The 13,385-nt window shown below is 67.1% G+C and carries 16 protein-coding genes and 2 tRNA genes; 6 read left to right on the forward strand and 12 right to left on the reverse strand.

What is annotated here, in order from left to right:
• Positions 1-74: 74 nt before the first annotated feature.
• The 5 genes from ampE to G5A07_RS12060 all read right to left on the reverse strand — a co-directional run bounded on the left by ampE (position 75) and on the right by G5A07_RS12060 (position 3,811).
• Positions 75-962: a regulatory signaling modulator protein AmpE gene (gene ampE, locus G5A07_RS12040; protein WP_019336615.1), complete on the reverse strand. Its 888-nt coding sequence runs from the start codon at positions 960-962 to the stop codon at positions 75-77.
• 146 nt (positions 963-1,108) lie between these two features.
• Entirely contained in the window at positions 1,109-2,014 is a 906-nt protein-coding gene (gene nudC / locus G5A07_RS12045) for an NAD(+) diphosphatase (protein ID WP_191863359.1), read from the reverse strand.
• Between the two features lie 160 nt (positions 2,015-2,174).
• Positions 2,175-2,567 carry an iron-sulfur cluster insertion protein ErpA gene (erpA, locus tag G5A07_RS12050; RefSeq protein WP_010482634.1) on the reverse strand — a complete coding sequence of 131 codons (393 nt, stop codon included), beginning with the start codon at positions 2,565-2,567 and terminating at the stop codon, positions 2,175-2,177.
• Positions 2,568-2,598: 31 nt separating this feature from the next.
• Positions 2,599-3,063, reverse strand: coding sequence for a polymer-forming cytoskeletal protein (locus G5A07_RS12055; protein ID WP_010482635.1), 465 nt, complete (start codon positions 3,061-3,063; stop codon positions 2,599-2,601).
• Between the two features lie 4 nt (positions 3,064-3,067).
• Positions 3,068-3,811 (reverse strand): DUF6776 family protein, encoded by a 744-nt coding sequence (locus G5A07_RS12060; RefSeq protein WP_005411304.1) that lies wholly within the window; start codon positions 3,809-3,811, stop codon positions 3,068-3,070.
• A 179-nt stretch (positions 3,812-3,990) separates the two neighbouring features.
• Here G5A07_RS12060 and G5A07_RS12065 point away from each other — a divergent pair, with 179 nt between their 5' ends.
• The 3 genes from G5A07_RS12065 to G5A07_RS12075 are packed head-to-tail and all read left to right on the forward strand — an operon-like array spanning position 3,991 to position 8,772.
• A complete protein-coding gene (locus G5A07_RS12065; protein ID WP_010482636.1) occupies positions 3,991-4,608 on the forward strand; it encodes a DUF4126 domain-containing protein in 618 nt (205 codons plus the stop codon).
• Positions 4,609-4,652: 44 nt separating this feature from the next.
• On the forward strand, positions 4,653-6,539 hold the full coding sequence (locus G5A07_RS12070; RefSeq protein ID WP_191863360.1) for an EAL domain-containing protein: 1,887 nt from the start codon (positions 4,653-4,655) through the stop codon (positions 6,537-6,539).
• A 1-nt stretch (position 6,540) separates the two neighbouring features.
• The gene (locus G5A07_RS12075; RefSeq protein ID WP_191863361.1) at positions 6,541-8,772 is read left to right on the forward strand and encodes an ATP-binding protein; all 2,232 of its coding nucleotides are present in this window, start codon (positions 6,541-6,543) and stop codon (positions 8,770-8,772) included.
• Position 8,773: 1 nt separating this feature from the next.
• Here the strand turns inward: G5A07_RS12075 and bfr are convergent, their stop codons facing one another.
• The 4 genes from bfr to G5A07_RS12095 all read right to left on the reverse strand — a co-directional run bounded on the left by bfr (position 8,774) and on the right by G5A07_RS12095 (position 10,622).
• Positions 8,774-9,244, reverse strand: a complete 471-nt coding sequence (gene bfr, locus G5A07_RS12080; RefSeq protein WP_019336610.1) for a bacterioferritin — start codon at positions 9,242-9,244, stop codon at positions 8,774-8,776.
• A 142-nt stretch (positions 9,245-9,386) separates the two neighbouring features.
• A complete protein-coding gene (locus G5A07_RS12085) occupies positions 9,387-9,596 on the reverse strand; it encodes a bacterioferritin-associated ferredoxin (protein WP_005411309.1) in 210 nt (69 codons plus the stop codon).
• Positions 9,597-9,696: 100 nt separating this feature from the next.
• Positions 9,697-9,888: a hypothetical protein gene (locus G5A07_RS12090; RefSeq protein WP_231298738.1), complete on the reverse strand. Its 192-nt coding sequence runs from the start codon at positions 9,886-9,888 to the stop codon at positions 9,697-9,699.
• Positions 9,889-9,998: 110 nt separating this feature from the next.
• Positions 9,999-10,622, reverse strand: coding sequence for an RNA pyrophosphohydrolase (locus G5A07_RS12095; protein WP_010482644.1), 624 nt, complete (start codon positions 10,620-10,622; stop codon positions 9,999-10,001).
• 121 nt (positions 10,623-10,743) lie between these two features.
• On the opposite strand from G5A07_RS12095, the gene G5A07_RS12100 reads away from it, so the two are divergent.
• Positions 10,744-10,820, forward strand: a tRNA-Met gene (locus G5A07_RS12100).
• A gap of 55 nt (positions 10,821-10,875) precedes the next feature.
• A tRNA-Gln gene (locus G5A07_RS12105) sits at positions 10,876-10,950 on the forward strand.
• A gap of 300 nt (positions 10,951-11,250) precedes the next feature.
• Here the strand turns inward: G5A07_RS12105 and rpsI are convergent.
• A complete protein-coding gene (gene rpsI / locus G5A07_RS12110; RefSeq protein WP_005411311.1) occupies positions 11,251-11,643 on the reverse strand; it encodes a 30S ribosomal protein S9 in 393 nt (130 codons plus the stop codon).
• A gap of 2 nt (positions 11,644-11,645) precedes the next feature.
• Positions 11,646-12,074 (reverse strand): 50S ribosomal protein L13, encoded by a 429-nt coding sequence (gene rplM, locus G5A07_RS12115; RefSeq protein ID WP_005414692.1) that lies wholly within the window; start codon positions 12,072-12,074, stop codon positions 11,646-11,648.
• Positions 12,075-12,271: 197 nt separating this feature from the next.
• Between rplM and coq7 the strand changes: the two genes are divergently transcribed.
• Entirely contained in the window at positions 12,272-12,916 is a 645-nt protein-coding gene (gene coq7 / locus G5A07_RS12120) for a 2-polyprenyl-3-methyl-6-methoxy-1,4-benzoquinone monooxygenase (protein WP_191863362.1), read from the forward strand.
• An 85-nt stretch (positions 12,917-13,001) separates the two neighbouring features.
• Here the strand turns inward: coq7 and sugE are convergent, their stop codons facing one another.
• A complete protein-coding gene (sugE, locus tag G5A07_RS12125) occupies positions 13,002-13,322 on the reverse strand; it encodes a quaternary ammonium compound efflux SMR transporter SugE (RefSeq protein WP_005411314.1) in 321 nt (106 codons plus the stop codon).
• Positions 13,323-13,385: the final 63 nt, after the last annotated feature.

Genomic DNA, 13,385 nt, shown 5'->3' on the forward strand with positions numbered 1-13,385 from the left:
CAACCCAGAGCCGCTTTGGCTTTGGCTTTGGCTTTGGCCTCTGCAGGTGCAGGGCTGCAAGCCCTGCAAAGCAACTACGTCACCCAGCCTGCAATCACCAGCAGGGCGAGGATCGCCAGCCACAGCAGCAGCATCCGCCACACCAGGCTCATCGCATCACGCAGGTCCGGCAGCCGCTGCCACACCGGCAACAGCCCCGCCTCGGTGTAATCGTGCGCGTCCTCGCGCAGCTCGGCGTTGACGCTGGCCCGCGCCACCGCGCCCAGGAACCCGATGTTGCCGGCCAGGCGCTCACCATGGGCCTGGCGCCAGGCCTTCCACGCCGTATCGAAGTTGCCCACCAGCGCCATCGAGAACGCCATCAACTGCGCCACCGGCCATTCGATCCAGCCCAGCAGGCGCTGCGCCAGCGCCAGCGGCTCCACCGGCACGCGGGCACGCATCGGGCTTTCCGCCATCAATGCCAGCAGGCGATAGCCCAGCGCACCGGCCGGGCCCAGCAGCAGGAACCAGAACAGCACCGCGAACCAGCGCCGCAGTGCATTGAGCACGGTCGCCTCGACCAGCGAGGGCACGTCCTCGCGCAGGCTGCCCCCGGCCGACTGCAGGTTGCGCACGGCCGCCTGTCGTGTCGCCGCGTCATCGGCATCGATGATGGCCTCGATATCGCGGTCCAGATCGCGTGGCCCCCAGCACCAGGCCAGCACGCCCACGCCCAGCAACAGCGACGGCAGACCGAACAGCACCCCGCGCAGCAACCACGCCAGCAGCACCATCAGCAGCAGCGGCGGCAGCAATGCCAGGGCCACGCCTGCCTGACCCTGCCAGGCCTTGCCGCCGCGCGCGTCCAGCCAGCCCAGCCAGCGCCGGAAGCCGTCGAAACGGCGCAGCGAGGCGGCAGCGGCCGGGGCAACATGGCCCAGGGCCAGCGCCACCAGCACGGCGGCCAGAGTGGTGAACATGGCAGGTCTCCCTACGAAACAGAACGCTCGGCGCCGCTACCTTACCTGTCGCAGCGGCGCCCTCAGCGGTGAACCGGACTGTAACCCGGGCCGTGTTCAGGTGGCGGCAATACAGCTGCCATGAACGGACCGGCAGCGGTTCGGGTTCAGCCCTTCTGCTGGCGGTACCAGTGTTCGATCAGGCCGCGCGAAATCGAGATCGGCGGCGACAGGCGGATGCCCTGGCCATCGTCCTCCACATCGCGTGCCAGTGCCGCGCCCACCTCGTCGGCGCTGAACCAGCGCGCGTCTTCCAGCTCGCCATCCACGGTCGGCAGGTCATCCTGCGCCTGTGCACGGAAACCGATCATCAGCGCGCCCGGGAACGGCCACGGCTGCGAGCCGAGGTACTGGCAGGCGGTCACCCGCACCTTGCTCTCCTCGTGCACTTCGCGCACCACGGTCTGCTCGAAGGTCTCGCCGGGTTCGACGAAGCCGGCCAGCACCGAGTAACGCCGCGGTGCCCAGTTGGACTGCCGGCCCAGCAGCAGCCGGCCCTGGTTTTCCACGGCGACGATCACGGCGGGATCGACACGCGGGTAGTGCTCGGTGGAACACTGCGCGCAACGACCGACGAAGCCGCCACGGGCAAACGCCACGGCGCCGCCGCACACACCGCAGAAGCGGGTGCGCGAATGCCAGTAGGACATGCCGCGGGCATAGCTGAAGGCGGTCGCATCGGCCATCGACCACAGCAGAGCGGCCTGGCGCAGGTCGAGGCGACGTGGTGCGGTGACCGTGACGCCGGCGGCTTCAACCGAGAACCACGCTTGTTCCCCGCGCAGGCCGAGGAAGATCGCGGAGCCGGGACCACCACCGATGTCGGCGCCGGTCAGCGCCAGCGGCTGGTCGTCATCGCCGGTGAAGGCGCTGCCGTCCTGATCGAGCACGAGAATGCGCGCACCCGGCCACAGGCGCGCCAGTGCATCGGCATCGTCGCGCAGGGCATCGGCGCGCTCCAGCGGTTCGCCAACGAAGGCGAAACCGGAAAGCGGCGAAGAAGTATTGGGCATCCGGCAAGCGTGCCGCCAATCGATGCGGGTGGCAAGGTCGGCGCTGTGCGCAATCTGCTGTTGTGGGCTGGAGGGCACAGAGCATCCACGCATGGCGTGGATCTACTGATCCGCTCTGGCAGGTGCCAACCTTGGTTGGCACATCCTGGCCACAGGGCTCTTACATGCTGAAGCTGCTGCCGCAGCCGCAGGTGGTCTTCGCGTTCGGGTTGCGAATCACGAACTGCGCACCGGTCAGGCTCTCGGTGTAATCCACCTCGGCGCCCATCAGGTACTGCAGGCTCAGCGGGTCGACCAGCAGGGTCACCCCGCTGGTCTGTACCGCCAGGTCGTCCTCGGCACGGTTCTCGTCGAACTCGAACCCGTACTGGAAGCCCGAACAGCCACCGCCTTCGATGTACACGCGCAGGGCCAGGTCGGGGTTGCCCTCTTCCTGGATCAGGGATTTGACCTTGGCGGCCGCCGACTCGGTGAAGTTCAGCGGGCGCTCCAGCGACTGGTAATCGGGCGCGGCAACCGGGGTGGTGCCGGGCAGGGAGACTAGCGTGCTCATGCCGTCAGCATGGGGGTGCCGACGATGGCTTTCAAGCCATCGCCTCGGCCAGCTTGCGGCGTGCGGCGGTGTCACCCTTGCCACCATTGGCCTCTTCGCCTTCCGGAGCCGGCAGGGCGGCCATCGGGGCGCTGGCATGGATCAGGCGACCGTTCAGCTGGGCGCCCGCATTCATCTCCACCACCTGGTAATGGACGTTGCCATTGACCCGTGCGCTCGGGGTCAGTTCGACCTTCTCGGTGGCATGCACGTCGCCGTCCAGGCGGCCACTGATGACCACCACCTGGGCACGGATCTCGCCCTCGATCACGCCATGCTCGGCGACCGTCAGGGTCGCGCCACTGGCGCCTTCGGCGGCGATCACCTTGCCGTGGATGCGGCCTTCCACATACAGGCCCCCACTGAATTCCACATCACCGCGGATCACCACCTGGTTGCCGATCAGGGCATCCACCACCAGCTGGCCTTCACGGTTGGATTTGCTGCTTCCGAACATCTGCCTACTCCCCTTTGCTGGCCGGCGCACCGGCCTGTTTCCAGTCGAATACCTGGGTGGTACCCCCCGTACCACTCCCCAATGTCACCCGCACGCGTTGCGGGGTGAAGTCAGCCGGCAGCATCACGCTGCCGGTGAGCTGCTGGAAGTACCGGAACGAGTAATCCTGTCCCGGCACCTTGCTGCGCTGGTGCAGATCATCCCAGCTGATCGTGGCCAGCTTGCCGTTCTTGACGCCTTCCACGGTGAAGCGCATCTGCCCCTGGCTGATGGCGCCACGGTTGAGGTTCTGGGTCAGCACCGCGGTGTACTGCCAGGTGCCGGCCGCTTCCGGGCTGAACTCGATCGAATGGGTGTTCAGGCCCTTGCGCTGGCTGGTGGAGCCCACCAGGCGCTCATAGAAGGCGACGTCGGCGCGCAGGCCGGCGATTTCCTCATCGCGCTCGGCCAGCGAGGACTGCACCTCGGTATTGGCGGCGCGGCTGATGCGGTCGGAAGCTTCCAGCGTGGCCTGCTTCTGGCGCAGTTCGGTCAGCTGCGCCTGCAACGTCTCGGCACGCTTCTCGGCAGCCTGCAGGCGCTGGCCTTGTGCATCGCGCGGCGTGGCCATCCAGCAGCCACCCAGCACCGCCAGCACCAGGCTGAGCAGCCAGATGCCGCCGATCACCAGCAGGCGGCGACGGTCGGCCGGTGGTTGTGGTGCGCCGGGCAGGCGGACCTGCACGCGCATGGGAGGACGGTTGGTCATGGGTGGATTCCGGGGCATCGCGAGGGCGACACCGGTACGGCCCCTGTGGCAAACGACGGGCTAGTGTATGACAGGACGGGTGGGTTTCCTGCGCAGTGGCGAGCCACGGTCTGTGGCGTTCAGGCATGCCATCGTTGATAGTGTGGTCCCCTGCACAGTTCCGTCGCCGGAGCATCGCCATGACCGAAGCCCACCTGTTCGTGATCGGCATCCTGCTGGCCTGGCTGGCCGGCATCCGCGTCTACCTCACCGTGTTCGGTGTCGGCCTGGCCGGCCTGCTCGGCTGGGTCGACCTGCCGCCGGCCCTGCAGGCCACTGAATCGTGGTGGGTGCTGGGCACCTCGGCGGCGCTGGCGGTGACCGAATTCTTCGCCGACAAGATTCCCGGCGTCGACTCGGCGTGGGATCTGGTGCAGACCCTGGCACGCGTGCCAGCGGGGGCTTTCCTCGCCGCCGCCACGCTGTCGCCGGATGGGCAGCTGGGCACCGGTGCGCTTGCCGCCGGTGCCGGTGTGGCACTGGCCAGTCATGGCCTGAAGGCCGGCACCCGCGCCCTGCTCAATACCTCGCCCGAGCCTGCCAGCAACTGGGTGGCCTCCGCCGCCGAGGACACCGTGGTGGTCGGTGGCCTGGCCCTCGCCCTGGCACACCCGTGGATCGCGCTGATCGTGGTGCTGGCCTGCAGCCTGGCCGGTGCGCTGCTGGTGTGGCTGGTCTGGCGCGCCCTGTGGAAGGGTGTGCGCTGGCTGGCACGCGGTGCGTCGCCCGACAGTCCACGCCAGCCCGGTACCGGTTGATCGCCGGGCTTGTCGCATAATGGACGCGAACACCAGGAGCACCGATGGCCGCAAACGAATCCCCCGCGGGCGCCCGCCCGGGACGCGCTGAAACCCCTCCGGCCGATCATTGGCAACGCTGGACTGCTGAACCGGCGAACGCCGTCGCCGCAGCGCCGGCAGCAGTTCCGCCGCTGGCAGCCTCCGACGCACCTGCATCGATCGGCAGCGCACCACCGCCGCTGCCGGGCCCGGCCGTGCTGGCCGAGGCTGGCAACAACGACCAGGCGCCGCCGCCCTCCGATTCGCCCTACCGCGTGCTGATCGTCGAGGACGACCGCGCGCAGGCCCTGTTCGCACAGAGCGTGCTGCATGGCGCCGGCATGCAGGCCATCGTGCACAGCGATGCCGACGGTGCGTTGCAGGCGATCAAGGAGCATCGCCCCGACCTGATCCTGATGGACCTGCACCTGCCCGGCCTGGACGGCATGCGCCTGACCGCGCTGATCCGCCAGCAGCCTGGCCTGCAGTTGCTGCCGATCGTGTTCCTGAGCGGCGATCCGGATCCGGAGCGCCAGTTCGAAGTGCTCGACAGCGGCGCCGACGATTACCTGAGCAAGCCGATCCGGCCGCGCCACCTGATCGCCGCCGTGGCCAACCGCATCCGTCGCGCACGTGCGCAGGCGGCAACCCTGCCCGGTGCAACCGGCGCACCGGCCACCAGCAATCCGGAAACCGGCCTGCCGACGCGTCACCACGTGCTGCAGCAGCTCAATGCCGCCCTCGCCCATCGCGACCGGGGTGGCGTGTTCTTCGTTGAAGTGGCCAGCGCGCTGGGCCTGCGAGAACGCTATGGCTACGCCGCCTTCGAGCGCCTGATGGTGCAGGCCGGGCAGCGCCTGGCCGAGGCCGGCCATCCACACCTGCTGGCACGCCTGAACGACAACAGCTTCCTGCTGCTGGCCCGCAATACCGATGAAGACAGCCTGGAAAGCATCGCCGCGACCCTGCGTGAGCAGCTCTCGGCGCGCGCCTTCGTGATCCGCGACGATGAATCGGTGCACCTGCGCGGCGTGGTAGGTTACGCGCCGCTGTCGCCGGGCTTCGACGATGCCAACGCTGCACTGGAAGCGGTCGAGCGCACCACCCTGCAGGCACGCCTGCTCAGCGCCGGCGTGGCGGGCCACGTGCACCGCCAGGCCGTCACCGAACAGGAACACCTGGCACTGCTGGAAGGCCAGCTGGAGCTGGCCTATCAGCCGATCGTCGCCGTCGCCGGTGGCAACACCGCGCAGTACCAGCTGCTGCTGCGCCTGCGCCAGGCCGATGGCACGGTGCTGGCGGCCGGCCAGGTAATTCCCGCCGCCGAGGCGGCAGGCCGCATCGCCGACCTCGACCAGCAGGTGATGGACCATGCGCTGGGCCTGCTGGACCTGTACCGGCACGCAACGCAGCCGCTGAACCTGTTCGTCTCGCAGTCGCTGCGCACTCTGCAGCGCGATGCCTTTGGCGACTGGCTGCTGGAATCACTGCAGCAGCGTGACCTGCCCGGCAGTGCTCTGGTGATCGACGTGCGCCTGCCCGACGCGCTGATCCACACCGTGCCGCTGCAGCAGTTCTGCCAGCGCATGGCCGGCGCCGGCGTGCGCTTCTGCCTGAGCCAGTTCGAGCCCAGCGGCGAAGCCGATGCACTGCTGACCCAGCTGCCGCTGTCGTTCGTGCGCATGGCCGCGCGCTTCTCCAGCAGCCATTCCAACCCGGCCACGCGCGAGGAACTGCGCAAGGCGATCGAACAGGCGCATGCGGCCGGGCTGCAGATCATCGGCCAGCAGATCGAAGACCCGCAGGCCGCGGCCGCGATGTGGGTCGGCGGCGTCGATTACATCCAGGGCAACATGGTGCAGTCGGCCGGCAGCGACCTGAACTTCGACTTCCACAACGCGGTGCTCTGACGTGCCGCTGTGGGGCGTGCTGCTGGTTGCCCTGACCGCGGCCGCCATGGCGATGCTGTTGGGCCTGCGCCTGCGCACGCGCGGCCGGGCACTGGCCCAGCTGCAGCGCGAGCACAGCGCGCTGGCCGCCGACCGCGACCAGCTGCGCCATACCACCGAACGCCAGGGCCAGCTGGAACAGCAGCTGCTGCAGGCCAAGCAGGCCGCCGAAGCGGCCGTGCTGGCCAAGGGCGAGTTCCTGGCCACGATGAGCCACGAGATCCGCACCCCGCTCAACGGCATCCTGCCGATGCTGGAGCTGATCGCGCGCGGGCCGCTGGGCGAGGACCAGCGGCAGATGCTGGCCACCGCTTCTGCCAGTTCACAGCAGCTGCTGCGCATCGTCGACGACATCCTCGACTACTCCCGGCTGGAAGCACAGGCGCTGGAACTGGAGATCACCAGCTTCAACCTGCGCGACCTGCTCGATGGCGTGGTGCAGCTGATGCAGCGGGCCGCCGACGCCAAGGGCCTGGTCCTGGGCCTGCAGCTTGACCCATCGGTGCGCCTGCCGGTGCGCGGCGACCCCGTGCGCCTGCGCCAGGTGCTGAGCAACCTGCTGGCCAACGCAATCAAGTTCACCGCCCGCGGCCAGGTGCAGCTGCGCGTGCTGCGGCTGGGCGAAGGTGCCGCGCAGCACCAGCTGCGCTTCGAGATCATCGATACCGGCATCGGCATCGACGACACACTGCAGGCACGCCTGTTCCAGTCCTTCAGCCAAGCCGACGCATCCACCACCCGCATCTACGGCGGCACCGGCCTGGGCCTGGCCATCTGCAAGCGCATCATCGACCTGATGCACGGGCAGATCGGCGTGCAGTCCACGCCTGGCCAGGGCGCTACGTTCTGGTTCGAGATCCCGCTGCTGAAGGTTCCTGGCGACCTGCCGGCGATGGCGCGCGCGCCAGCACCGCTGCTGCTGTTCAGTGCCGATGCAACGCTGCAGGCACGCATCGAGCGCATCGCGGCCCATCATGGCCTGCTGGTACACGCCATGGCGCAGCTCGATGCCGTGGTCGAGCGCCTGCGCGCGGTGCCGAGGCCCGGGCAACCGGCACCGACCTGGCTGCTGGTCGATGCACGTGCGCGCCGCATCGGTGAAGCGACGCTGCAACAGGCGTTGGCCGAACGTGGCGAGGACGATGCCCTGCAGGTGCTGTGGCTGCAGGACGATACCCTTCCGGCACGCCCGCGCCAGCGGCAGCTACCCTCGCATTTCGACGACGCTGCGCTGCATGCACTGCTGGCTGCACCGGTCGCGCATGCGCGCCCTGCCGCGCTGCTGGCCAACGCCGAACAGGGACAGCCCACGCCCACGCTGCCGCCGTTGCACCTGCGCGTGCTGCTGGTGGAAGACAACACGGTCAACCGGATGGTGGCCGAGCATCTGCTGCGCGTATTCCAGTGCGAGGTGCGCAACGCCGCCGATGGCGAGCAGGCGCTGGCCGCCCTTCGCGAAGGCGGCGTGGATGTGGTGCTGATGGATTGCCAGATGCCGGTGCTGGACGGCTACGCCGCCACGCGCCACTGGCGTGCGGAAGAAGCGGAAACCGGGCGCACGCGGTTGCCGATCATCGCGATGACGGCCAACGCCATGGCCGGTGATCGCGAGCGCTGCCTGCAGGCCGGCATGGACGACTATCTGTCCAAGCCGATCGCACGTGCCACGCTGCATGCGCTGTTGCAGCGCTGGGGTGGCGGGAAAGCTGCATCACCTGGACAGCCTTCTGTAGAACCGAGCCATGCTCGGCTGACGGCCAATTGCAGTCGCACGCCATCAGCCGAGCATGGCTCGGCTCTACAGAATCCGGAAAAGCAGGTGGCGCCAGCACCGCAACCGGTGCTCGACCGTGATGTGCTGGACGAACTGCACGCGGTGATCGGCGATACCGCCCTCCAGATCGTCTCGGTGTTCCTGGAGGATGCGCCGGCGATGGTGCAGCAGCTGCAGCAGGCCGCGCAGAACGGCGACGAACCCCGCCTGCAGGCGGTCGCGCACAGCCTGAAATCATCAAGCGCGAACGTGGGGGCCTTGTCGCTGTCGGCGGTGGCGCAGCGGATCGAACATGAGGCCCGCAGCGGCAGCCTGCAGCGCCCCGCCGTAGCGGTAGCGCTGCTGGTTGCCGAATTCGCCCGTGCGCGCGTGGCACTGACGGGCTACCTGGCACAGCATCGCGCCGGCCAGGCCGGCTGAGTCAATCTTCCAGCTTGCTCAGCAGGTACTTCGGCTCGCCGATGCGCTCGATCAGGTCGAGCTGGGTTTCCAGCCAGTCGATGTGCTCTTCTTCCGAGTCGAGGATCTTCACGAACAGCTGGCGGCTGACGTAGTCACCCACCGAATCGGAATAGGCCACGGCCTCGCGCAGGGTGACCACGCCATCGCGTTCCAGCGACAGGTCGCACTGCAGGATCTCGGTCGGGTTCTCGCCGATGCGCAGCTTGCCCAGCGCCTGGAAGTTCGGCAGGCCTTCAAGGAACAGGATGCGGTCGGCGAGCATGTCGGCATGCTTCATCTCGTCGATCGATTCCTTGTACTCATGTTCGGCCAGTTCCTTGATGCCCCAGTTCTTCAGCATCTTGGCGTGCAGGAAGTACTGGTTGATCGCGGTCAGCTCGTTGTAGAGGACCTTGTTGAGGAATTCGATGACCTTGGTGTCGCCCTTCATGGGGATGCTCCTGCACGCTGAAAACGCAGGCACTTTAACGCCTTGCGTGCGGTCGTGAAGGAACGCGAATCGTGCGCATTGGCCTATGCGGCCACGCGTGAAGGATGCGGAAGCGCGGCGTCAACGCGCCGCGAAAGAGGCGTCAGGCGACCTGGGCCAGACCGAGGACCGGCAGCGGCAGATCGTGGGTGGCACGTGCCTTGGCCAGCAGGTCGCCGGCCATGTCTAGGCAGGAACCGCAGGTCGCGCCACAACCGGTACGCATGGTCAGCTCGGCCACCGTGCTGACGCCATGGCTGGCGGCTTCGCGGATCTGGTGGTCGGTGACTCCGTTGCAGATGCAGACGTACACAGGCGTGAACCGGGCTGACAGGCCAAGAGTGGCCTGTTGGCTATTCCAATGGAAACGAGAATGGTTGTCAATCAGAGACCTGAACCATTCTCGATACGGTTCAGAGTGCGATCGAATACAACAGGGCCAGCACCGGCGTACTGAAGAACATGGTCAGCCAGTGCAGGCCACCGCCTGCCGCCCTCAGGCGCAGCAGGTAGTCCGCCAGATACAGGGCACCGGCACAGTTCACCAGGATGAGGACCATGCCCAGCCCAAGCGGGATCGTTGCGCTGCCGCCAAGCACCACCACGCCCAACACCATCCAGGGCAGGCTGGCCAGCCGGACAACCAGGCCCTGCTGGAGATACCCGGCGGGGACGCGTTGTGACGGATCGACCCGCGGCCTGCGCGGCCTCCCCATCAAACCGCCCCCGGCTCACCCTTGGCCTTGCGCGGCCAGTAGCCACCGCGCTTGGGCGTGCGCTTACGGGGCCTGTCGTGGCCGGCAGCGTGACCCGGCATCCAGGCCTCCGCAGCGCTCTTGGGCATGGCGGTGACGCCCTGCCCGGCCACCCCGCGCGCCAACGGCGCCAGATGTCGCAGAGCGCGCGCATAGACGCCACGCTTGAACATCACCACGTGCTCCACCGGGTACCAGAAGTCCACCCAGCGCCAGTGGTCGAACTCGGGTGAATCGGTATGGTCCAGCTGCACATGTGATTCGTCGCCGGTCAGGCGCAGCAGGAACCAGACCTGCTTCTGGCCGATGCAGACCTGCCGCTCATTGCGGCGGATGGCCCGCGCCGGCAGCTTGTAGCGCAGCCAGCCGGGCGTCGCCCCGAGCACTTCCACGTGCTCAGGCAGCAGGCCGGTCTCTTCCTGCAGTTCACGATACATGGCCTCGACAGGCGTCTCGTCGGTGTTCATGCCACCCTGCGGGAACTGCCAGCCGTCCCGGCGCACACGTCGTGCCCAGAACACCTGGCCGTCCTGCCGCATCAGCACAATGCCGACGTTCGGTCGATAGCCGTCCGGATCGATCACGATGCGGACTCCTAAGAAAATCTACTGGTCGGGACTATCCCATGCCCTCTGTCGACCCACAAGCACGACACAAAAGTGTTGACAGGGTCGATACACATCCGCAGAATAGCGGGCTCACCAAGGCTATGTAGCTCAGCCGGTTAGAGCACAGCACTCATAATGCTGGGGTCGGTGGTTCGAGTCCACCCATAGCCACCACACTGAAAATCAAGTTGTTTTTCAGTGTGAAAAGTGAGAAAATAGTTGCACGTTTTGCCCCGTCGCCAAGCGGTAAGGCACCTGACTCTGACTCAGGCATTCGGTGGTTCGAATCCATCCGGGGCAGCCAAATTAAAAGCAAAAGGCCAGATCGAAAGATCTGGCCTTTTGCTTTTAATTTGGTCGCGCATTCCACCTGATCCCCGCGCCTGTCGGCGCGCCCCCTTGAACATCAAGGGGGCTCTCCTCCAGAGAGGGGCCCGGGGTCGGATCCTTTTCCAAAGGAAAAGGCTCTGACCCCACCTCATCGCCAGCCGCTGGCCGGCAACCTCGAAACGCGTAGCCCCAGAACGACAAAAGCCCGGCCGAAGCCGGGCTTTTGCTTTTCCATCCAGCGGGCTCCCGAAGGAGCCCAACCAGGCGCGGTAGATCAGCGCTTGGAGAACTGGGTGGCGCGGCGGGCCTTGTGCAGACCGACCTTCTTACGCTCGACTTCACGGGCGTCACGGGTCATGAAGCCGGCCTTGCGCAGCTCGGACTTCAGGGTTTCGTCGTACTCGACCAGAGCACGGGCGATGCCCAGACGGATCGCACCGGCCTGGCCGGTGGTGCCGCCGCCAGCGGCGGTGACCAGGATGTCGAAGCTTTCGGTGTTCTTGGTCAGCTCGAGCGGCTGGCGCACGATCATGCGCGCAGTCTCACGACCGAAGAACTCGTCCAGCGGACGGCCGTTGACGGTGATGTTGCCCGAACCCTTGCGCAGGAACACGCGAGCGGTGGAGGACTTGCGGCGGCCAGTGCCGTAGTTTTGAGTGATAGCCATGATTAGATATCCAGAACCTGCGGCTGCTGTGCGGCGTGCGGATGCTCAGTGCCGGCGTAGACCTTGAGCTTGCGGTACATCTGGCGACCCAGCGGGCCCTTCGGCAGCATGCCCTTCACGGCGATCTCGATCACGCGCTCCGGGTGGCGCTCCAGCGCCTGTGCCAGGGACTCGGTCTTCAGGTTGCCGATGTAACCGGTGAAACGGTGATACATCTTGTCCTGCAGCTTCTTGCCGGTGACGGCAATCTTTTCTGCATTGATGACGACCAGGTAGTCGCCGGTATCAACGTGGGGGGTGTAGACCGGCTTGTGCTTGCCGCGCAGACGGCGGGCCAGCTCGGTGGCGAGACGGCCCAGGGTCTTGCCCTCGGCGTCGACGAGGTACCAGTCGCGCTGGACGGTCTCGTTCTTGGCAGTGAAAGTGCTCATGAAGAACTCTAGGTTAGGTCGGGCTCATTGCGGCGAAAGGCTCACCGGAACTCTGCCACGCGTTGTGAAAAGGTGAAGCGTAAGAGGCGGGATTGTACGCAGGTCAGCCCCCCGTTGCAAGCCGGCCCCTGACCGGGTTGGCAGGGGGACGGGGCCGGGCGAGAATCGCGGGGTCTTCCGCCCCACCGTGTACCGCCATGACCGTGCTCCGCCAGATCACCCCGCTGGACCACCTGCTGACCGAGGCGCAGCGCGCCCTGGACACGGTGTTTGGCAACCCGCCGGCGGCCCGTCCCTACCCGGCTACGGACACCGACGAGCCCGGCATGGACCGCACCGAACGCCGCCACGCGGCCGGCCTGATGCGGATCAACCATGTCGGCGAAGTCTGCGCGCAGGGCCTGTACTTCGGCCAGGCCGCCGTGGCCCGCGACCCGGCCACGCGTGAACACCTGCTGGAAGCGGCCCAGGAAGAGACCGACCACCTGGCCTGGTGCGCCACCCGCCTGGGCGAACTGGACAGCCGTCCGAGCCTGTTCAACCCGCTCTGGTATGCCGGCAGCTACACCATCGGCACCCTGGCCGGGCTGCGTGGCGACGGCTGGAACCTGGGCTTCGTGGTCGAGACCGAGCGCCAGGTGGAAGCCCATCTGGACGAGCACCTGGTCGACCTGCCGGCCAGCGACCTGCGCAGCCGCGCGGTCATCCAGGTGATGAAGGAAGACGAGGCCCGCCATGCGGAGCACGCCGAGCAGGCCGGCGCACGCCGCCTGCCGTTCCCGATCCCGGGCGCGATGGCGCTGGCCTCCAGGGTGATGAAGACCATCGCCTACCGCATCTGAAGGGTTGTCCGCACCAACGGCGTGGGCCTACCAAGAGGTGCGGCGGGGCCTGACGGTGGGGCGCGACCGTTGGTCGGGCCATCAATCAGTTCGGCGACACCAGCTTCAGGCCGATCACACCGGCCACGATCAGGCCCACGCAGGCCAGGCGGGCCGGCGATGCGCTGTCGTTGAACAGGTAGATGCCCAGCACCGCCACGCCCATGGCGCCGATACCGGTCCAGATCGCGTAGGCCGTGCCGACCGGGATGCTCTTCATCGCCTGGCTCATCAGGTACAGGCTGATCAGCGCGGACACGACCGTGGCAGCAGTGGGAAGGGGTTTGCTGAAGCCTTCGGAGTACTTCATTCCGAGGGCGAAACCAATCTCGAACAGGCCGGCCAGCAGCAGGTAGATCCAGGGCATGGGTGGGGGCTCCTTACCTTTTTGAGAAAAACGAAACGGCCCGGTGTTTTCACACCGGGCCGT

This window comes from Stenotrophomonas sp. AS012628, assembly GCF_010608305.1.
In the GTDB taxonomy this organism is placed as follows: Bacteria; Pseudomonadota; Gammaproteobacteria; order Xanthomonadales; family Xanthomonadaceae; genus Stenotrophomonas; species Stenotrophomonas geniculata.